Raw genomic sequence first — 17,928 nt, forward strand, 5'->3', positions numbered from 1 at the left:
GGGTCTTTATGCCCTCGTCGGGACTTGAACTGTTAGGCATGTCTTGTTGATGATTGGTCTTGTGGCGTGTAACTACGTTTTTATTGTTGATTTTGGGGAACTTTTGGGGAACTTTTGTCCCCAACTTCTCTCGCTAAATATAAACTAATTAACTCTTAGAAACTAGGCGTGGAAAGGGATTTATGCTATAATAGCAGTATTAGATGCGAAGAGAAGGATCTTTAAGGTTTAATTAGCGTCTCTAATTCTTTATTCTAAGTTAATTGATTATGACCTTAACTAACGTTGGTGCAGTTGATCTGCGAAATTATTTTTTGTTTTGGAAGGATGTAATTGCTTTGACTGGTTCATCGGAAATGACCATTCGTCGAGCAATTGCAAGAGGTGACTTCCCTCCTCAAGTGAAGTTGTTTGGGAATAGAGGAAGAGTTGGATTTCGCAAGGCAGACATTCACCTTTGGTGCGAAGGGGGTTGGAGTGCAGAAGGAAATACGTGATGCCTATTAGTGCAAGACAGATTAATAAAGCAATATCAGGAACGCTATCAGTTGAAAAGGGAAGTAGTTGCTATTTGCTTGTTAAGGGCAAGAGCAAAAGATTCTATGGGGTAACAAATATCGGATCGTCAGGTAGACGAAAGTACAAAGTTTATTTGGGTTATTGGCAGAAGGATTTCAACTCATCGGATAAAGTCCTTCAGCAATGGAATGAGATGAAAACTTGGGGTCTGGAAAATAATTGTGATCTCAGAAGATATGGGGAACGTTTTAATGTCAACAAATCAGAGGTGACATTGAAAAAAGTTGTTGATCTTTTTATTCAACATAAAACCCATCATCAAAAATCTGATTCCAGTAAAACTTTCAGAAATCGTTTTGATCGCATCCTTCGGCGATTGCCTGATGGGATATTGGTTGACGACCTCGCTGGTTATGAAGGAACTCAGTTCATAAAAGAAAAAGTTCTTGATCCTGATGTTGCTCAAGGAAAAATTCCAACTGCAAAAAGATACAGGCAAATGTTGAACAATCTTTTTAACTATGCGGTCGCTGATCGCTTGGTGCATCCAGAGCAAATTCCATACCGTTTAGATATGCAGTTCCCTTTTGAGAGTGAACATAAATCCAGACCACATCCACATCTTTCTTGGAACGATTTCAGCGGTTTCCTGCAAGTGCTTAATCTGAACCCATGCAATGCTGATCGTCTTACTGATCTATCAACAAAGGCAGTTCTGTTGATGCTTACAAGGGTCTCTACCGTGGTAAGTATGCAATGGGACTGGTTCGATGCAGATAAAGATTGCTGGGTTATACCTTCCGAAACAACAGGTCTAAAAAGAAAAAAAGGTGATATAAAAAATCACCATTACATTCCAAATACTCCTCAATTGAGCAGGTTGATGGACTCATTGCGTCAAATCAATAGGAATGAAAAATATGTTTTTTACAGTCCATACAAAGGTCGTTATCCTTATGTCTCAAAGCAGACGCCAAATGATCATTTGAAGAATCTTGGTTATCAAGGCAGGCAAGATGTTCACGGTTTCAGGCACGTTGCAACTAACGCATTGGTGGATAAGTGTGAAATGGATGAGCGTATGGTTTCTCGTTGTTTAGGGCATCTCCATAAAGATGGTTCTATTGGTCACTATGACTTTGCCGAAAGAATTAAACCAAGAAAAGTGGTTCACGAATGCTGGAACCAGTTGTTAGATGATGAAGGATTGAGCGTCTAGGCAGCAGCATCATTGATTTGATGCTCTATTAATTCCCAATCATTAGAGAGAAGTTCATTCCAAGTCTCATGAGCAGATTCATAATCCAATCTTCTTGTGTTCTTTAATTTGGTTGGTATGCCTTCTTCGGTGCAATACCAGAGTTGAGTGAAGACAGTCGGAGCAACCATGACCGATTTGGGATCACGAATAAAGAACAGACAAAAATCTCTTGTTGGTGCAACTAACCATCCTGTTGGTGTTGGCAATGCTTCTCTGATTGGTTGATTCATACTTCTCTCCTTTAATTCAAGGCATCAAAAAAGCACCTTGCTCACTGGTATTACGCAGGTGCTTTATGAGTTAGGACTGCTTGCGTGAGGAATGTCCTAGTACAGATATACTATTAAGATTATTCGGAGTCGTCAAGTGATTTGCATTAAGGAAGGCAAACTGCTGCTTCAGCGACCTTGAGTGCCTTCCTCTGCCCAACAGAACATTTGCCTGAGGAGTTGTTCTGCTTTTCCTTTTCTAATCAAAAAACAAAGTGGTAGACATCAAGAAAAACTCCTAATTAGTACTTGGGTATAAAAGTCATAACTGAGATTTAATTCCTTCTGCCCATGCTTTCCATTCCTGATCTTCTGCAGGTATCCATCCTCTTCGGAATTTCTGGATCATTTTATCTAAATTTAAATTCGTAAGTGTTCTCATTCTCCACATCCCACACTGTTCATTCTCGATCCAAATATCAAAGTATTGATCAGCAAAACACCAGATTTCTTTTCTAGTAGACGGACGCGACCAACTCATATCATCTTTGGATCTTAGAAATTTATATATCTCTTCTAAGTATCCATTTCTCCTTGCTGCGTCGTAAGCGCCATTATTGGCATCGACAAATTCAGAACGGTCAGTACATGATCTAGCAAACTCAACAATTTTCTTTTTTTTCCATGTATGTGCCTTTTCAATCGACCGCATATGAGTACATGCTTTATCTAATAATCTTTGAGTACAAGCAGCATCATAAATTCTTGGACTTTTCTTTTTGAATTCTCCTCTTGTTGCATATTTTTTTGCTTCAGCAAAAATTATTTCATCTGTATGGATTCTCCTATCTGTACCGGTTCGCCCAAGTTGCTTTTCATCATTTAGCAATATAAATCCTTTACGTTGATATTTTTTGAACCATTTAAATTCTGCTTCCTTAACCTGACTTGAATCAAACAAATAATCAGTAAGTTGAATAAACTCAGTGTCTTTTAAATTTGTGATTGCTTTTGAACTAGCAGTATTATTCTCACTTTTATGACCTTCCATTCTTGCATTAAATAATTGCCTAGTTATTCCTACATAAGCAAGGTTTTTTCTTTTATTTAAAATTACATAAATGCAATGATTATAACCATCAGCATGAGATTTCATATGTGAGCATATTTCATCTAACCAACCATTCTTTAATGCTGCGTTATAAGCACTACCGAATTCCTTTTGAAATTCATTTCTATAATGATATTTACTTGCTTTCTCTTTACATTTTTCTATCGTCCAATAACCATGAGGGACTAATAATCTATCCATCTTTTTAACCACCTCTGTAAGGTATCCATTCTTGCAAGCATAAAGATAAGCACCTTTTTTTTCGGTTCTGAATTTTTTTAGTGATTTATATTGTTTTGCTACTTCCATTAACATTGATTTAGTCCAATATATTGATTTCATATGTGCACATACTTCATCGACTATTCCATATCTTTTTGCTGCTTTATATGCTCCATATGCTCCTTTTTGAAACTTTTTTCTCCCGTTATATTTTAATGCTTCTTGTTTAATACTTTCTGGGTCCCATTTTTCTGAAAACTTTGGTTTCATATGACTACATATTTCATCCATTATTCCCAATTTATATGCTGCTCTTACAGCACCTTTAAATTCTCTTGCAAAGTCTTTTCTACGATCAAATTTTAATGCTTCTTCTCTAATACTTTTTTCGTCCCATTTTCTTGATTCCCTTTTAGGCATATGTTCGCAAATATCATCTATTATTCCTAATTTTCTTGCTGCTCCATACGCACTACGACAACCTGACTGAAATTTACCTCTTGAGTCGTATTTTAATGCTTCTTCTTTAATACTTTTTGCATCCCATTTTCTTGTTGAACCTTTTGGCATATGAGCGCAAACTTGATCAATAATTCCAAGTTTTAATGCTGCCTGATATGCACCTGCGGTGCCTTTTTCAAAGTCAGATCGTCGATCGTATTTCAGTGCCTCTTTCTGGATAATTTCATGTGTCCATTTTCTTGGTTTGCTTTTTCGTTCTATTCGTTTCATATGTTTTTATCATTCCTACTAAAACAAACTTCCTTGAGAGTCATCACCACGATCAATTCCATCAGGATGAACTGCTCTTGCATATTGATCTGAGTAAGCACAGTTCTTACAACTCTCATGAGGTTGTGGGATCTGGTGCTGATTCATGAGAGAAACCATTTCATCAATCTCTTCTTCTATCCAACTCATATCCCAGTTGTAAGGAATTAGATACTCATCAAAGTTCATTGTTTTATGGAATCCGTCTTCCTCTCTTTTGGCATTGCAGACCAAGAAGTAAGCAGTCGGATGAACTTCAAAACCCATTCCTGAAAGTAGATAGGAATAGAAGTCCATTTGGGTTTTGTATCCCTGATGGTATGGATCATCTAGATATTCTCTTTTATCAACCAGTCCACTCTTTGCTTGTGATTTGTAGTCAACAACGATCAATTGATTGGTACGAGTGTCTTGCCAAATATCGTCTACTCCTCCAGTCAAAATAATGTTTGTATCCTTGTGCCGAAGCATCAATCCATGGTGAAGAGAGTCCCTCCACTTATCCATCTGAGGATGATCAAAAGGAACGACATGACCTAAACCATTAGGAGCAAAAAGTCTGTGAGGAATCTGCCGATGTCTGCACTCATCAAACTCTTTTTTAAGTAATCGGTCAGTGGTTTCATTGAGAGTCCAACCTGGTGTTCCTGGAGGGTCTAAACCTTTGACACGATTGAGATAAAAGCATCTAGGACAGGAAAGAAAATCAGAGAATTTACCTCTACTTATTTTGAAGTCTTCTTGTTGATGAGGTGAATAGATCGATGATGCTTTGACTCTGCATCCAGTTGCTTTCACAAATCCTTTTTTGTTTCTTTTGAGATCGATCATCGTTTAACCGTCATAGAAACTTTCAATGGTGAAACCTTCTTCATCAAGCAATTTTCGATTGAATCCATAAAGACCTTCTAAGACAACTTTGGAATCTTTCTCTTTCAAATAAACCATCTCTTGTTCAATATCATTTTCTTGATCTACTAATTGAACAAATGAAGGGATGGTAAAACTATAAGTTCCATTTGTTAATTGCTCTGTCTCTACGTCTATCCATTCACCCGCACAACTGATCTCTTCATCAAAGTCATCTTTGTGCTTTTCATAAACCTCTTGAGTCATGCATCCTGTAATTTCATGCTCATCAAATGAGGTCTGGTAATAATTGTCTTTGTACTTCAGAACTACAAATAGATCCTCTCCGTAAGAGATAGGTTCATCCAAGGGATATTCAATTTGTTTGCATCCTTGATAAGGGTTGTTCTCGTGCTCACATTGATTACCTAATCCATCCGTATTGTTCACGTCGAGATTGTTGAACTGATCTACAAGTTCATTGAATGTTGATGGATAAGGTTTACGAGATTGATTAGTCATATCAATCATCCCTCCAAGTAGATGATTCCTTGCAGCAGTCTTCGTACCTCAGTCCCCAATAATCTGCGATCTCTTCATAAGTAAACCAAGAGGATCCTTCTATCCATTTCAAATCCCAAGGATTTACATAGACCATATTCATTACTGATTGCACCATCATTGGTTCTTTAAAACCAAGTTCTTCAATGTATTCTTCTGCCGAATCACTATCTCCATATGTGATCTCTTCATTTACGTAATCAATATCGAAATCAACTAATTCTGTCCCTTCATAGAATTCCTTATTTGCCTCTACAAGTCTTTTAGGGACATAAACAATTCCTGTGTGGTCATCACTGATTACTAATCGGTCTTTGTAAATATCAAAGAAATTATCTTCGTCTTTATGAGTAGCACTATGATTTTTCTCTGCCTCATCGATTGCTTTCTTTAGGTGATCAACTAAAGGAATCTTTTTCCCTTGATCATCGATATGAAAATAACCAAGTGCTAGGGCAATTGAACTTTCATCTTGACCATCAAGGTCTTCCATAACGGAGGCAAGATAATCACCTTTGCATACCTTATTTAAATCATCAGGTTCAAAAGTTTTTGGTGTCATTTGTTCCTCAGTGAGTTAATCATCTTGTTTACCTCAACCTCTTGTGCAGTTCCTTTGATCTCAGATGATTGAGAGTAATCCTCCAAAACTTTAAGTGCTTTTTCATCACCCATTTCTGCTGCTTTGAATATTGCATCGAAAGACCCTTGCAGATCTCCAATCTTTAATTTGCTAGTACCTAATAAATAATAAGGAAATGCATCACAGTCAGGATTGAGTTCTAATCCTTTCTCTAAATCAGCAATAGCACTTTGGTAATCCTCTAAACAATATTTACTAAATCCTCTACCAAAATATGATGGAGAAATATCATCCCCATTATCATGATTATCTATAACAAAACTATAATCAATAATCGCACCTTGATGATCTCCTAGGGATTGTTTATTTTTAGCAAGATCATAATAAATTTCTTCGTCATTTTGATCAGACTCCAGTATCTTATTCAGATCAAAGATTGCACCCTTATAATCTTCCAAATTTCTTTTAACTATTGATCTATTAATATAGGCATCTCTATAATCTGGAAGTATTTCTATGATTTTATTATAATCTTTAAGTGCTTCATTGTAATTATTTAAATCGCAGTAAGTTGAACCCCTATTCATTAAAACTATATGGTCTGTCGGAACAATATTTAATGCAATATTGAAATCATTAATTGCACCTTGATAGTCTTCAGTTAAAGATCGAGCATACCCACGACTATTCAATATCTGTATATTTTCTGGTTCTATTGAAAGAGCATTTGTATAATAATTTATTGCTTGATCTATGTTTCCTTTAGACTCTAATTGACGACCAATAGAATATAATTCTTGGACACTACTAGGTGATAATTTATCTTCTAATTCTGTCTCAAAATTTTCACGACTTGTTTTTCTTTCTCTATTTACTGATGGTTGACAAAGTAAATACCAAATATATAAACCTATTGATACTTTAATTAAACCAAAAACCCCTGATCTTGGTAAGAAGATTGCATACCACCATAGAAAACTCTTTCCTGCATCATTTAGTCTTCGTAAAGAGAGAGTATAAAATGGTGCAAATGCTATTGAATAAGTCAATACTCTTAAAACAGAATAGAGAGAAGAATTGATTGACTTTATAAACTCACCTTGGAAAGGTTGTAAGTATAAAATTATCAAATAATAGATTAAAGCATTGAAAATTATCCCAGGTAAATATAAGAAGAAATCCTTTCGAGATACAAATTTCTCAGTATTTAAAATATCAATAAATGGAATAAGATAATATCTAAATATTTTTTTAAATCTATTTCTTTTTTTGTCGTTCATAGATTTCATTTGCAATTCTCCTCCACTAATTTCGCAGCATCTTCCTCTCCTAGTTCTGCTGCTTTCTTCCAGTCCTCACAAGCACCTTTCATATCCCCAAGTGCATTTTTAGCATCCCCTCTTTCCTTATAGTTATATTCATCTGTACCCCTAAAATCTTCTGTATTGGTGTCGACTTTGATTGCTTCCGTTAAATAATAAATTGCCTCTTTATATTCTCCTTCTGATAATTTTTCTCCTCCTGCTTCACTCCAAGTTTCCCATGTATGAATAGGTTTTTTTAATCCACAATGTTCCATCAATAATTCATCTGCCCAAACATAATCAGATTCATATACCTTATTCCATGCTTCACAAGCACCCTCTAGATCTCCTAATTCTTTTTTTGCTTTACCTACTTGCAAAAGAGCATCAAGTTTAGGACCTTCATCTGCCCAATAAGTCTTTTCATATGCCTCTTGGAAATATTTAACTGCCCCTTTAAAGTCTTTTTCTTTAAATTTTTTATCACCAATTTCATATAACTGCAGACTAGTAGGTTCATCTTCTATGACATCTTCTCCAGAATCTTCTGAGTTTCCTGCAGACCTTGAGACTCCTTTTGCTTCTAAGAGTGCTTCGTAAAAAGCAGTGAAATAAAGACGTTCACCTCCATCTTTTTTAGTCCCTACATAACCACACTCTCTAACCAGGTCTGACTTGCTGACATCCCCAAGTGATTCAACTTTCTCTAATAACTCTTTCCCTGTAAGTCTTCCTGAAGAGATGTTGGAATCTTCTTTATCCTTCAACGCAATCATCAATCCTGCACCGACAACAACAGCAGTCGATCCAACAACAAGATCCTTATTAACTTTCAGCAGAGATAAACCAGTCGCAGTCGCAGCACCTATTCCTAAAGCAATCGCAGTATTTCTAAGTTTCATCTAGTCAGACTAGTTCTTCTAACTTTAAAGAGATCAACCAGTTCTTCAACGATTCAATTTTTACAAGTAATAAATCACTGACTTTGATTGAAGGTGTATAAAAAAGCAAGATATTTTGTACACCTTCACTTGGACCGATATGACTAATGTTTGGGTGTATTGGAATACTGTATAAAAATGATATTCAAATCAGATAAGGGAAAATCCTTTACGCAAGAGGAAGCAATAGATCTAATGGTTTCATTGAGTGCAACTGACGCAAATTCAGAAAAGAAGTGGAGAGGTTTCCATCTCTCTTTTAACGAATTCTTGGCATTAAGAAAGGGACCCTGCTGCATCAGCGACCTTGAGTCCCCTTCTTTCTCTGTCGACAGAACTAATACTGGTAAGGAGTTGTTCTGCTTTTGCTTTTCTAATCCAATCAACAAAGATAAGAATCGGAAATTATTCCTAATTAGCAATCAGCGTTAGCAATGCCCATACCAAGAACAGCACCTAAAGGAATAGACCATCCATAAGCATCTTTCTTAGATAGTGCAGCAGCAAGACCACCACCAAGCAATCCTCCTGTGGTTGCACTACTTGAACTACAACTTCCACCGCTGGATGTATAACTCCGAGAAACTAAAACTTGTCGGTGAGTTGGTCTGTAATACCTGCGATGAGTGTGAGGGGAAGAATGAGCGTGATTATGGTGATGACGATAATTACGAACTGGTGAATTCCAACTAAGTGAAGAGCAAGGGACTTCAACTTTATCCAGATAGGACTTCACATAACCTTTGGATGATCTTGTCCCAGCAACATATTCCTCTTTATAAATTTCCTTGTAGCAAGAGCGTTGAGTTGTATATCCCCTCTGGTGATGGTATCCTTCTGCCATTGCTGCCATGGGAGACAGAAGCATTGCAGTTAGAACTAATGGTTGGATTCTCATCGCTTACATTTACCTCTAATACAAACATAGGATTAGTCTTCCGTGATATCCAATAACTTAGACACTACATAAATTGATTGATCTATTGGAAGGCAGGACTTTTAAAAAAATATGGGTCTTCTCTACTTAAATTTTTTCCAGACTCAAATCAACCAACTGAAGCAAATACTGGGAGACCGACTGTTGCTGTACCTGCAACAAAAGCAGCGAAGATAAGGAAAGGAAGTAAAGGGTATTTCTTGATCATATTTAAAATTAAGTTTAAACCATCTTATAAGTAATTTTACTCAACCGTGCCTTTTTGTGGGTCAGTCTAAAGTTTTTCCCTACTCTAATTTTTTAATCATCAAAATAAGAGCATGTGTAGTTTACTAATTCTGAAACCTCTAAACAAAATGAAGAATTTTTGGGGACATTAAAATCCATACCCTCAGTTATTAATGTCCAATCTTTATCACCTGCAATTTTTACATTTAGTTTTCCAGAGTGGATTTCCATGACTTCTCTTGACGCAGTTTTAAATTCATATCCACCCTCCAACATCACTCCTAATGTTTTTTTTGAACCATCTTTAAAAAAAATGTTCCGACTAACAACTTTACCTTCAAAATAAATATTTGCTAATTTATCAACATCTACATTTTGATAGTTATCCATTTAGAAATCCCTGAGTCTAATTTTCTAATCACTAATCATAATCTATAGATGTTGAATTTCATTTATGCACTTGTTATCCCAGTACTGATCTTGGGATTGCTTTATCTATTCATCATTGAAAATAATGGTCTTCCAGATTGGATGGAGCGTGTCTCAAGAAATAGTGGTTCCGTTTGGACTTATGGAATTATTGCCATCGCCCTAGTTGGAATTCTTAGATATCTGATTCGATGACTAAGCAGCAGCATCACTTATCTGATGTTCCATTAGTTCCCAATCTTGAGTTAAGAGTCCATGCCAAGTTTCTATAGCAGAATCGAGATGAAGTCTTCTTGAATTTTTTAATTTGGTTGAAGTGCCTCCCTTTGCTTACAGAATTATTGTTTAGTTGATTATCTTTAGAAGTATCTGAATTGCTCTTATGGCAAGAACTGAAAATGATCTTGATATCTACTATGCAGTAGGAAATGCCAATACTTCTAGGCAGGAAACTGAAATTGGAGAAATCATCAAAAAAAGAAATTCATTGGGATGGAAATTAGTTTCTACCAGTACTGCTGTTGTTGATACGAGCAAACAATTCTCGAACCTCTATCTTTTTTGGGAAAAACAATATGAGTAAGAGAAAAGAGAATTTCAATGTGACACAGGGCATGACCTTGTTACTTCTTAAAAAACTTTCATTGCCTGCAAACCTAGTTTTTCAACTAATTCTCTTTATTACTGATCCTGAAAACAATATTGGGTATGAAGATTAATAGGCACAAAAAAACCGCCCAGTTCTGTTAGGGCGGTTTCTTCGTGAGATCAGGCGTAAGTGTTTCCTTGTTTCCACTACGGAGGATCTCGACTCCTCACATGTAGAACTTACCGGAACGGGATTAGTAATAAACCTCTAGCAGGTGGGTTTGAAGATTGGCACATCGATTGAAGGCACTAAAAAAGCACCCTATTGGATGCTCATTCAGCACAGAACTATGTGTGAGGAGTTGTTCTGTGTCTCTATTCTTGTATACGAAGACGAAGATAGCAATAGCACAAATATTTTCTTGAAAATTGGTGTTCCAAAAAGGGGACGGTAATCAAACTTAGAGAATGTTCACTTTGATATTATTGAAAATCCAGGATAAAAGAGTTTTAGTGTTCCAATAAGACTGTTTGGTTGGTAAAATAATGACATATGCAATTCAATAAGAAACACCATAGTTTATGGAACAGATGAAAACACAAACAAAGTTCCAAAGAAAAAAACCACTATTCAGAGATAGACCTGAATACAAGTGCATTGGATATGCGCGCCAAAGTACGAATAAACAAATCTCTATTGGCGCTCAAGTTGAAGAGTTGAAAAAGGCAGGTTGCGTTGTTGTATTCCAAGAGACTGTCTCAAGTGCGGACAAAGCAAGACCACAATTCGAGGCAGCATTAAGAACCCTTGAAGAGGGAGATGAAATCGTATTCACCAAGTTGGATAGAGGTTTTAGAAATCAGAGGCAATGCATCAATACCCTCCATGACCTTCAAGAAAAAGGGATCCATGTAAGAACAACAGATGGAATGATCAACACCAGAGCACTGGGAAAATTTGCTCCAATTATGATTGGTCTTTTAAGTGGAATCGGAGAAGTTGAGCGTCAAATGGTGATTGAGAGAACGCAAGAATCGATTAACCACAGAAGAGAGACAGGAGGAAATCTTGGCGGAAGACCAAAGACAAACAACGAGAAAGAAGGTTTGGTATTGCGTCTAAGAGAGGAAGGTTGTTCTTACAGATCAATCAGGAAACAAACTGGACTTGCTTTATCAACCATTAGAAGAATTATTGTTGAGCAAGATGTGGTGATAGAAGTATGACCAAAGAGACAGAAATAATGAATGCAATGGATGAATGCGTGGTGAATGCTTGCGAGCGAATGAAAACTCTTAACCCTCAAGAGAGGTTCCACCTTTTGTGTGAGATGGGTGAGTGGATGTATAACCCTCTTTCTGAAGAGATAGAAGACGTATTGATGGTTCCTAATTTTGGAGAGAAGGAAACGGCATGACCGACAAAAACGTAGGGGGACTATCTGATTACATTGTCTTGAAGAAAGAGAAGGAAGTTGTTTTTTATTTGCATAATCCCTATCCAGATTGCTTGGAAATTCCAGCAATCATGAAGCAAAGATTCCCTGATGACTACAAATCAATAGTTACCAGTTCATTAGAGGAGTTCAAGAAATACAGAGGACAGGTGTGATGACTCTTCCTCCTCACTTCATAGATGAAAAGAAGAAAGAAGTGGTCTTTCATCTCAAAGGAACCTTTCCAGTTCAGTTAGAAATTCCTACTTGGATGCAATCTTTTCCAGAAGGTTTTAAGGGGGTTACTTGTCGCTGTGAAGAAACCTTCTACAAGTTGAGAGCGAAAGTAAATGAAGGTTGAACTTACTTATTGCCAAGGAGGTAAGACATGGAAAGAAACAGTCCATGCCAACAACGTGACTGATGCAAAAAAATAGGAGAGGCACGAAACCCCTCCATAAAAATCATTGCTGCTAATCCTTTGCCTTAATACTTCTTCTATGCAACTGCCTTATGCTTATCCCATAAATTCTGGATATCGTCAGGGTGAGGGCAGCAATGAATATTGCCTTTCTTGTCTCCAACAAGTATCCATTTTTTTCCATTAGATAAACCAATCCCAATAGTAGATATAATTTCATCTACTTGTTTCTTACTAAATAAATTTAAAAGTAGGTCTATTCCTTCATCAATATAAGGTTCTTTGATATCCCAAGTTCCTAAAGTTAGTTTATTTACATCTATACCAAGATCCATAGATTGATCTGATTTCTCCCAATCAGATAAGGTCTTTGACATTGGTGAATCTCCAATAACACATGCTATTTGGGTTTGACTTTGATTAAGAATTACTGATATATTTCCCATCTCACTTCTTGATTGTTTTTCGGGAAGAATAGCGAAACGAAGTAAGTAATGGTAATCATTAGTTAGACACATGAAAACACTATTGTGAATATTTCCTTGCGTATCAGAATCTACCAAAGACAACATTTTTTTATTCTTCTCACGAAGATTTTTTACCTCATGCAAGTTTCCTTTTGGCATAGTTAAATTAGATAAAGTTGGATAAAATTAGTAAAATTAATCCTCACAATTGAGTCCAATATTTAAAAGATAAATTATGAGGTGATTATATTTTGATTGACAAGTCGCTGAAGTAGTCTGACTGTGCTTAAGATGCCCCTAGCAGGGTCTTATTTTATTCAATTTGTATTGAAGAGGAATTACTTAGTTCATCCCTGTTTCAATACTTACATTATAACATGAAAATTGTTTTAAGGGCACTAAATTGGGTCAATTATGAATGTGGTATCCCTTTTTATAGCAACTAGTTTAAACCTTTTGTCTATAATTTTTAATATCATAATCTTACTGATATTGACTAAGTATATTTTTCATCATAACTAATCTATAAAGTGTTCCAGTCTGCAAGAAAAAATCTCAACCAGAAAAATTCTATTAATAAGAATTAGAATATATAATTGTTAGGAAAAGTTAATAATTGGTACGCTTTAAATACTTTATTTGTATAAATATTTCTGTTAGGTTTCAAGGGTTGTTCTAAAGACTTATAACTTAAACAACTAATAACCATGAGCGAAGCGAATCATTCCCGAAGGGAATGGATTTAAAAGCATTAAATAAATAATATTGAGTTCTTTCTTTCTCGTGATCTTGGATAGCAGTTTATAAAGACGAATGAATTCAAGATCAATATCAATACAACGCAATTAAGACACATTTACGACCAATGTTTAATCCAGTATCTAATCAATTCCATATCACTTATAAAAAGCGTGAGGTTCCGATCTTGATCCCCATCGAACGACAGTTGTGTAAGGAGATGGGACTTACAAGAAGCGACCTACACAAGAATGCAATTAAACGCTTGTGGAACTCAAGGCAAGAAAAGCAACTGAAATTGGTATGAGAGAACAATGAAGCAAGTAAAAGTAAATCCTGTGAGATATCAAATGCTTACTGAACTAGCAAAGGGAAGCAGAATGAATATTGAGAATTATCTGGGCGAACTTATTGATTCGATCTATGCAAAGAAAAAGTGAACTGATAATTGCCTTTGGTTTTGTCTTTTGATCTTCTAATTAGTTGCTTCGGCAGAACCCATTCCCTTTGTACTGAGCACCAGAAGGGCAAGATGTTCCGCTAGATCCACCACCACGTAAAAATTGTTTGTAATCGTTTGATTTGCAGAATCCATTCCCTTTGTACTGACTTCCGGAGGGACAAGCAGTTCCACTGTTCCCACCACCACGGAAGAACTGTTTCCCGTCAGATGAACTGCAAAATCCATTTCCTTTGTATTGACTTCCAGATGGACAGGCAGTGCCACTAGAACCTCCTCCTCTGAAAACTTGAGCAGAAGCAGAAGTTCCCAGAAAACTTGCGATAAGGATTAAGGGAAGAAAATATTTTTTCATTGGTTAATTCTTCAGACTTTCACCCAATCTAATCCTGAGTTTGCTTATAAATTCTTGGGGAACTTTTGGAGATTTTGGGGAACTTTTTTGGGGAACTTTTGGATATTTCTGAGGAACTTTTAGGGAACTTTGATTTTGAATTTTTGGTGTATCCTGATATTCCCTGATGGTCTCCTTTCGGAACTTCCCTCTGATTGCAACGACTTGGCATTAAAAAAGAGACCTCAAGAGGTCTCTTGATTGCGATTAAATCTCTTTGATGTCCCTCCGACGATGCCCTCGTCGGGACTTGAACCCGAGACCTCTCCCTTACCAAGGGAGTGCTCTACCGCTGAGCTACAAGGGCTTGTGGAAAGATGGGCCGGGTTGGATTTGAACCAACGTAGGCGTAGCCAGCGGATTTACAGTCCGCCCCCATTAACCACTCGGGCACCGACCCGATCCACTTGATGAGATTAACAGTAAACGGTGCCACTTTTTTCGAATTTGTTGGTCCTTTGAGGTTGGAATCGATACGATCATGAAAGATATTTAATTTGTAAGGAATATGGATCTTTTACTTATCAATGGTCCGAATTTAAATCTTGTTGGAAGAAGGGAACCATCTATATACGGATCGCAAACTTTAGAAGATATTCAAGAAGAGTTATTGACTTTAGCTAATAAACTTGATGCAAGGCTGAAATTTTTTCAGAGTAATTCAGAGGGGGAGATGATTGATTGCATTCAAAAAAGTGTTGGTTCAATTGACGGAATTTTAATTAACGCAGGTGCTTATACACATACCTCTATTGCTCTAAGAGATGCTTTATTAGGAGTTGCCATTCCTTATGTAGAAGTACATTTAAGTAACATTTATTCTAGGGAAGAATTTCGACATAAATCATTCCTTTCAGATAAAGCATTGGGTTTGGTTTGCGGCTTTGGATCAAATAGTTATCAACTTGCTTTAAAGGGGATGGTTTCTTATTTAAAGAGTGCCTGAGGAGCTTATGGATAATTCAAAATCTCAAGTTTTTGGTCAATCAAAGATTCGTTGGTTAATAAATAAAACTAGTGAAGATTGGATAGATCTTGCAATTTCTAATCCAATGGAAATACTTTTGGACCATGCACATTGTGAGAGAAAGGCTGCTGGTGTAGCGCTGCAACTTATGTTTCGTTATGTAAGTGAACCTGGACTTTCAGAGGTCTTAAGCCCTTTAGCAAGAGAGGAGCTTGAACATTTTGAGAGGGTTGTGTCTATTTTAAATGCGCGTGGAAAAAAACTTCAAAAATTAGCCTCACCTCCCTATGGAGCAATTATGGCAAAAAATATTTGTAAAGATGAACCATTTCGAATGTTGGATAGCTTTCTAGTAGCGGGACTTATTGAGGCAAGGAGTCATGAAAGAATGAAATTATTGTCTATACATTCTCCTGATATTGAACTTCGGAATTTATACGCTGACTTACTAATAAGTGAGGCTAGGCATTTTGGAATTTATTGGAAGTTGGCAGATGAACGTTTTGATCGAAATATTCTGACTTCTAGGTTAGAAGAATTAGCTAAGGTTGAATCTGATGCTTTATTGGAAATGCATCATGCGCCAAGAATGCACAGTTAATTATCTCTTTTAAGTAGACAGATGTTACCCAATTAAATGAAAATTTTGACTATTACTGGCTTAGGCCCAGGTGATCCCTCTTTATTAACTTTGGCAGCAGTTGATGCAATTCAAGAATCAACAGTTGTTTCTTATCCTGTCTCGACTAGGGGCGGAGATAGTCTTGCTGAAAAAATTGCTTCAAAATGGATAACCAAAGATAAAAAAAAATTGCCTTTGCATTTTCCCATGGTTAAAGATCAGAGCACTTTAAAAAGTGCATGGCGAGTTGCTGGGAATGAATTAATGAAGATGGTTGAGAAAGGTGAAAGAGTCGTTTTCCTTGCTCAAGGAGATATATCGCTTTTTTCGACAGGCTCTTATCTTTCAAAAGAGTTAGAAAAACATCATCCAGAGTGCCTTGTTAAATTAATTCCAGGTGTTACATCTTTTTCTGCAGCTGCCGCGAAAAGTAAATTACCACTGGCTTTTCAAGAGGAACAATTACTTGTATTGCCTGTGCCCTCCTCATCTGAGGAGCTAAAGGTTATGTTGTCTGATGCAGCGTTAAAGAAAAGGGTAGTTGTTTTGCTCAAACTTGGTAAAAATTGGGAATGGGTCAAACCTTTGCTTGAAGAACTTGATTTAATTAAACAGTCAGTATTCGCAGAAAGAATAGGATTTTCAGATCAAAAAATCCTTAGGGCATCTGAGCTCTCCTCGGGCACTAGGCCATATTTTTCTTTACTATTGATACGACAAAGTTGGCCTTTCATAATGCCTTAAAATTTTTAGTTCAATTTAATAAGTTCATCTTCGAGTAGTTTTATTGCCTCTGTTGGAGTGCTTGCCCTAACTAGTTTATGGCGAAGAGTAGAGGCTCCTTGAAATCCCCTACAAGTCCAATTCATATGTTTCCTAGCAATCAAAAGCCCATGATCACCTCTCTTTGAAACTAATAATTTTAAGTGTTCTAAAGATAAACTGACTTTCATCTTTGCATCAGGTGGTTTAAAAGTTTTTTGATTTTTAATTTCTTCATCAATTTGCCCAACCAGCCATGGTGAGCCCATACTTGCTCTTCCTATCATCACTCCATCGGCATTAGTAATCTTTAGGCATTCAATAGCATCTTGTGAGTTTTTAATATCACCATTAGCAATGACAGGTATATCTAATGACTTTTTGATTTTTGAAATAGCTTCCCAGTTTGCGTACCCAGAAAATCCTTGCCTTCTCGTTCGTCCATGAACAGTTATGAGTTGTGCGCCAGCCTCCTGTAGTCCTAAAGCAAAAGATACTGGATTACTTGTGGTTTCACACCAGCCCAACCTTATTTTTACTGTTACTGGAATTGATATGGCTTTTGAAACCTTTTTGACGATTAATTGAGCAAGTTCTGGTTCTTTTAATAGAGCACTTCCGCCTCCTTTCCTGGCAATTTTTTTTACTGGGCAGCCCATATTGATATCTATAAGAAATGCACCAGATGACTCGGCTTTTATGGCAGCATCTATCATTGAATCTGGCCTATGGTCAAAAAGTTGAACACCAATTGGTCCACTCTCTTCTGAAAGCTCAATTACCTTCTCTTCACCATGACCTAATTCAAGACTTTTAGCATTTACCATTTCGGTAAAAAGTAAAGCTTTTGGAGACCATCTTCGAACAAACTTCCTGAAAATTTGATCGCTTACACCTGCAAGTGGGGACTGAATAACCGGACACTCTAAAGATCTAGAAGTCCCATTACCTGATAAAAAAATGGGAGATAACTCTTTCATCTATAAAAAAGATTGGATTTATTTAACTCATTACAAAAAAACAAAGTTTTATTTGTTTCGCTGGTTTCTGAAAATAAGCAAAAAATACTTATTGATGCTTTTAAGGAAATTGGTATTTGAAGAAAAGCTATCAAAAGAAGAAGTATTGCTATTAAAGATGGTTTGTTA

The 17,928-nt window shown here is 36.5% G+C and carries 23 protein-coding genes, 2 tRNA genes and 2 pseudogenes; 12 read left to right on the top strand and 15 right to left on the bottom strand.

Translation table 11 applies throughout. The annotated features are described in order from the left end of the window. Positions 1-269 precede the first annotated feature (269 nt). Together O5633_RS10525 and O5633_RS10530 are read left to right on the top strand one after the other, a co-directional pair. Positions 270-497 (top strand): helix-turn-helix transcriptional regulator, encoded by a 228-nt coding sequence (locus tag O5633_RS10525; RefSeq protein WP_269609658.1) that lies wholly within the window; start codon positions 270-272, stop codon positions 495-497. Then, entirely contained in the window at positions 497-1,738 is a 1,242-nt protein-coding gene (locus tag O5633_RS10530; RefSeq protein ID WP_269609659.1) for a tyrosine-type recombinase/integrase, read from the top strand. Before O5633_RS10525 ends, O5633_RS10530 begins: the two co-directional genes overlap by 1 nt. Here O5633_RS10530 and O5633_RS10535 read toward each other — a convergent pair. The 9 genes and pseudogenes from O5633_RS10535 to O5633_RS10575 all read right to left on the bottom strand — a co-directional run bounded on the left by O5633_RS10535 (position 1,735) and on the right by O5633_RS10575 (position 9,886). Continuing rightward, entirely contained in the window at positions 1,735-2,010 is a 276-nt protein-coding gene (locus O5633_RS10535; protein WP_269609661.1) for a DUF1651 domain-containing protein, read from the bottom strand. The genes O5633_RS10530 and O5633_RS10535 overlap by 4 nt on opposite strands. A 301-nt stretch (positions 2,011-2,311) precedes the next feature. Continuing rightward, positions 2,312-4,054 carry a GIY-YIG nuclease family protein gene (locus O5633_RS10540; protein ID WP_269609662.1) on the bottom strand — a complete coding sequence of 581 codons (1,743 nt, stop codon included), beginning with the start codon at positions 4,052-4,054 and terminating at the stop codon, positions 2,312-2,314. An 18-nt stretch (positions 4,055-4,072) separates the two neighbouring features. Next, positions 4,073-4,924 (bottom strand): PD-(D/E)XK nuclease family protein, encoded by an 852-nt coding sequence (locus O5633_RS10545; protein WP_269609663.1) that lies wholly within the window; start codon positions 4,922-4,924, stop codon positions 4,073-4,075. Positions 4,925-4,927: 3 nt separating this feature from the next. Then, a complete protein-coding gene (locus O5633_RS10550; protein WP_269609664.1) occupies positions 4,928-5,464 on the bottom strand; it encodes a hypothetical protein in 537 nt (178 codons plus the stop codon). 1 nt (position 5,465) lies between these two features. Beyond that, positions 5,466-6,065 carry a hypothetical protein gene (locus tag O5633_RS10555; protein ID WP_269609665.1) on the bottom strand — a complete coding sequence of 200 codons (600 nt, stop codon included), beginning with the start codon at positions 6,063-6,065 and terminating at the stop codon, positions 5,466-5,468. After that, positions 6,062-7,375: a tetratricopeptide repeat protein gene (locus O5633_RS10560; protein ID WP_269609667.1), complete on the bottom strand. Its 1,314-nt coding sequence runs from the start codon at positions 7,373-7,375 to the stop codon at positions 6,062-6,064. Before O5633_RS10560 ends, O5633_RS10555 begins: the two co-directional genes overlap by 4 nt. Before the next feature lie 572 nt (positions 7,376-7,947). Further along, positions 7,948-8,166 (bottom strand): annotated as a pseudogene (locus tag O5633_RS10565) (hypothetical protein); the annotation flags it as partial. Positions 8,167-8,746: 580 nt separating this feature from the next. Beyond that, positions 8,747-9,229, bottom strand: a complete 483-nt coding sequence (locus O5633_RS10570; protein WP_269609668.1) for a hypothetical protein — start codon at positions 9,227-9,229, stop codon at positions 8,747-8,749. Positions 9,230-9,568: 339 nt separating this feature from the next. After that, the gene (locus O5633_RS10575; protein ID WP_269609669.1) at positions 9,569-9,886 is read right to left on the bottom strand and encodes a pyrimidine/purine nucleoside phosphorylase; all 318 of its coding nucleotides are present in this window, start codon (positions 9,884-9,886) and stop codon (positions 9,569-9,571) included. A gap of 48 nt (positions 9,887-9,934) precedes the next feature. Between O5633_RS10575 and O5633_RS10580 the strand changes: the two genes are divergently transcribed. Further along, positions 9,935-10,120, top strand: a complete 186-nt coding sequence (locus tag O5633_RS10580; protein WP_269609670.1) for a hypothetical protein — start codon at positions 9,935-9,937, stop codon at positions 10,118-10,120. On the opposite strand, the pseudogene O5633_RS10585 reads toward O5633_RS10580, so the two are convergent. After that, positions 10,121-10,234 (bottom strand): annotated as a pseudogene (locus tag O5633_RS10585) (DUF1651 domain-containing protein); the annotation flags it as partial. Positions 10,235-10,307: 73 nt separating this feature from the next. Between O5633_RS10585 and O5633_RS10590 the strand changes: the two are divergent. The 5 genes from O5633_RS10590 to O5633_RS10610 all read left to right on the top strand — a co-directional run bounded on the left by O5633_RS10590 (position 10,308) and on the right by O5633_RS10610 (position 12,310). Then, complete coding sequence (locus O5633_RS10590) at positions 10,308-10,508, top strand: hypothetical protein (RefSeq protein WP_269609672.1); 201 nt, start codon at positions 10,308-10,310, stop codon at positions 10,506-10,508. A 596-nt stretch (positions 10,509-11,104) separates the two neighbouring features. Further along, entirely contained in the window at positions 11,105-11,740 is a 636-nt protein-coding gene (locus O5633_RS10595; protein WP_269609673.1) for a recombinase family protein, read from the top strand. Further along, positions 11,737-11,931, top strand: a complete 195-nt coding sequence (locus O5633_RS10600) for a hypothetical protein (protein WP_269609674.1) — start codon at positions 11,737-11,739, stop codon at positions 11,929-11,931. Before O5633_RS10595 ends, O5633_RS10600 begins: the two co-directional genes overlap by 4 nt. Continuing rightward, positions 11,928-12,125, top strand: coding sequence for a hypothetical protein (locus O5633_RS10605; RefSeq protein ID WP_269609676.1), 198 nt, complete (start codon positions 11,928-11,930; stop codon positions 12,123-12,125). Before O5633_RS10600 ends, O5633_RS10605 begins: the two co-directional genes overlap by 4 nt. Then, positions 12,125-12,310, top strand: coding sequence for a hypothetical protein (locus tag O5633_RS10610; RefSeq protein WP_269609677.1), 186 nt, complete (start codon positions 12,125-12,127; stop codon positions 12,308-12,310). Before O5633_RS10605 ends, O5633_RS10610 begins: the two co-directional genes overlap by 1 nt. 137 nt (positions 12,311-12,447) lie before the next feature. On the opposite strand, the gene O5633_RS10615 is transcribed toward O5633_RS10610, so the two are convergent. After that, positions 12,448-12,996, bottom strand: a complete 549-nt coding sequence (locus O5633_RS10615; protein ID WP_269609678.1) for a hypothetical protein — start codon at positions 12,994-12,996, stop codon at positions 12,448-12,450. An 893-nt stretch (positions 12,997-13,889) separates the two neighbouring features. On the opposite strand from O5633_RS10615, the gene O5633_RS10620 reads away from it, so the two are divergent. Further along, positions 13,890-14,015, top strand: coding sequence for a hypothetical protein (locus tag O5633_RS10620; protein ID WP_269609679.1), 126 nt, complete (start codon positions 13,890-13,892; stop codon positions 14,013-14,015). Between the two features lie 39 nt (positions 14,016-14,054). Here the strand turns inward: O5633_RS10620 and O5633_RS10625 are convergent, their stop codons facing one another. The 3 genes from O5633_RS10625 to O5633_RS10635 all read right to left on the bottom strand — a co-directional run bounded on the left by O5633_RS10625 (position 14,055) and on the right by O5633_RS10635 (position 14,829). After that, complete coding sequence (locus O5633_RS10625) at positions 14,055-14,390, bottom strand: hypothetical protein (RefSeq protein ID WP_269609680.1); 336 nt, start codon at positions 14,388-14,390, stop codon at positions 14,055-14,057. A gap of 274 nt (positions 14,391-14,664) precedes the next feature. Continuing rightward, positions 14,665-14,736 (bottom strand) — tRNA-Thr (locus O5633_RS10630). Positions 14,737-14,747: 11 nt separating this feature from the next. Then, a tRNA-Tyr gene (locus tag O5633_RS10635) sits at positions 14,748-14,829 on the bottom strand. A 108-nt stretch (positions 14,830-14,937) separates the two neighbouring features. On the opposite strand from O5633_RS10635, the gene aroQ reads away from it, so the two are divergent. From aroQ to cobI, 3 genes are read left to right on the top strand one after another with little or no spacing between them, the layout of a single operon-like run. Beyond that, positions 14,938-15,375, top strand: coding sequence for a type II 3-dehydroquinate dehydratase (aroQ, locus tag O5633_RS10640; RefSeq protein ID WP_269609681.1), 438 nt, complete (start codon positions 14,938-14,940; stop codon positions 15,373-15,375). Positions 15,376-15,382: 7 nt separating this feature from the next. Continuing rightward, a complete protein-coding gene (locus tag O5633_RS10645) occupies positions 15,383-15,997 on the top strand; it encodes a tRNA-(ms[2]io[6]A)-hydroxylase (protein ID WP_269611358.1) in 615 nt (204 codons plus the stop codon). 36 nt (positions 15,998-16,033) lie between these two features. After that, a complete protein-coding gene (gene cobI / locus O5633_RS10650; protein WP_269609682.1) occupies positions 16,034-16,762 on the top strand; it encodes a precorrin-2 C(20)-methyltransferase in 729 nt (242 codons plus the stop codon). A gap of 5 nt (positions 16,763-16,767) precedes the next feature. Here the strand turns inward: cobI and dusB are convergent, their stop codons facing one another. Continuing rightward, complete coding sequence (gene dusB, locus O5633_RS10655) at positions 16,768-17,760, bottom strand: tRNA dihydrouridine synthase DusB (RefSeq protein ID WP_269609684.1); 993 nt, start codon at positions 17,758-17,760, stop codon at positions 16,768-16,770. Positions 17,761-17,928: the final 168 nt, after the last annotated feature.

It is taken from the genome of Prochlorococcus marinus str. MIT 1013 (genome assembly GCF_027359395.1).
GTDB classification, from domain to species: Bacteria; Cyanobacteriota; Cyanobacteriia; order PCC-6307; family Cyanobiaceae; genus Prochlorococcus_B; species Prochlorococcus_B marinus_E.

Bases quoted from the DNA above. Each gene is read 5' to 3' on its own strand.
- O5633_RS10555 (WP_269609665.1), bottom strand. From the start codon at position 6,065: ATGACACCAAAAACTTTTGAACCTGATGATTTAAATAAGGTATGCAAA.
- O5633_RS10560 (WP_269609667.1), bottom strand. From the start codon at position 7,375: ATGAAATCTATGAACGACAAAAAAAGAAATAGATTTAAAAAAATATTT.
- O5633_RS10595 (WP_269609673.1), top strand. From the start codon at position 11,105: ATGAAAACACAAACAAAGTTCCAAAGAAAAAAACCACTATTCAGAGAT.
- O5633_RS10620 (WP_269609679.1), top strand. From the start codon at position 13,890: ATGAAGCAAGTAAAAGTAAATCCTGTGAGATATCAAATGCTTACTGAA.
- aroQ (WP_269609681.1), top strand. From the start codon at position 14,938: ATGGATCTTTTACTTATCAATGGTCCGAATTTAAATCTTGTTGGAAGA.
- O5633_RS10535 (WP_269609661.1), bottom strand. From the start codon at position 2,010: ATGAATCAACCAATCAGAGAAGCATTGCCAACACCAACAGGATGGTTA.
- O5633_RS10575 (WP_269609669.1), bottom strand. From the start codon at position 9,886: ATGGATAACTATCAAAATGTAGATGTTGATAAATTAGCAAATATTTAT.
- O5633_RS10550 (WP_269609664.1), bottom strand. From the start codon at position 5,464: ATGACTAATCAATCTCGTAAACCTTATCCATCAACATTCAATGAACTT.
- O5633_RS10590 (WP_269609672.1), top strand. From the start codon at position 10,308: ATGGCAAGAACTGAAAATGATCTTGATATCTACTATGCAGTAGGAAAT.
- O5633_RS10605 (WP_269609676.1), top strand. From the start codon at position 11,928: ATGACCGACAAAAACGTAGGGGGACTATCTGATTACATTGTCTTGAAG.
- cobI (WP_269609682.1), top strand. From the start codon at position 16,034: ATGAAAATTTTGACTATTACTGGCTTAGGCCCAGGTGATCCCTCTTTA.
- O5633_RS10540 (WP_269609662.1), bottom strand. From the start codon at position 4,054: ATGAAACGAATAGAACGAAAAAGCAAACCAAGAAAATGGACACATGAA.
- O5633_RS10625 (WP_269609680.1), bottom strand. From the start codon at position 14,390: ATGAAAAAATATTTTCTTCCCTTAATCCTTATCGCAAGTTTTCTGGGA.
- O5633_RS10610 (WP_269609677.1), top strand. From the start codon at position 12,125: ATGACTCTTCCTCCTCACTTCATAGATGAAAAGAAGAAAGAAGTGGTC.
- O5633_RS10645 (WP_269611358.1), top strand. From the start codon at position 15,383: ATGGATAATTCAAAATCTCAAGTTTTTGGTCAATCAAAGATTCGTTGG.
- O5633_RS10530 (WP_269609659.1), top strand. From the start codon at position 497: ATGCCTATTAGTGCAAGACAGATTAATAAAGCAATATCAGGAACGCTA.
- O5633_RS10615 (WP_269609678.1), bottom strand. From the start codon at position 12,996: ATGCCAAAAGGAAACTTGCATGAGGTAAAAAATCTTCGTGAGAAGAAT.
- O5633_RS10580 (WP_269609670.1), top strand. From the start codon at position 9,935: ATGTTGAATTTCATTTATGCACTTGTTATCCCAGTACTGATCTTGGGA.
- O5633_RS10525 (WP_269609658.1), top strand. From the start codon at position 270: ATGACCTTAACTAACGTTGGTGCAGTTGATCTGCGAAATTATTTTTTG.
- O5633_RS10545 (WP_269609663.1), bottom strand. From the start codon at position 4,924: ATGATCGATCTCAAAAGAAACAAAAAAGGATTTGTGAAAGCAACTGGA.
- O5633_RS10600 (WP_269609674.1), top strand. From the start codon at position 11,737: ATGACCAAAGAGACAGAAATAATGAATGCAATGGATGAATGCGTGGTG.
- O5633_RS10570 (WP_269609668.1), bottom strand. From the start codon at position 9,229: ATGAGAATCCAACCATTAGTTCTAACTGCAATGCTTCTGTCTCCCATG.
- dusB (WP_269609684.1), bottom strand. From the start codon at position 17,760: ATGAAAGAGTTATCTCCCATTTTTTTATCAGGTAATGGGACTTCTAGA.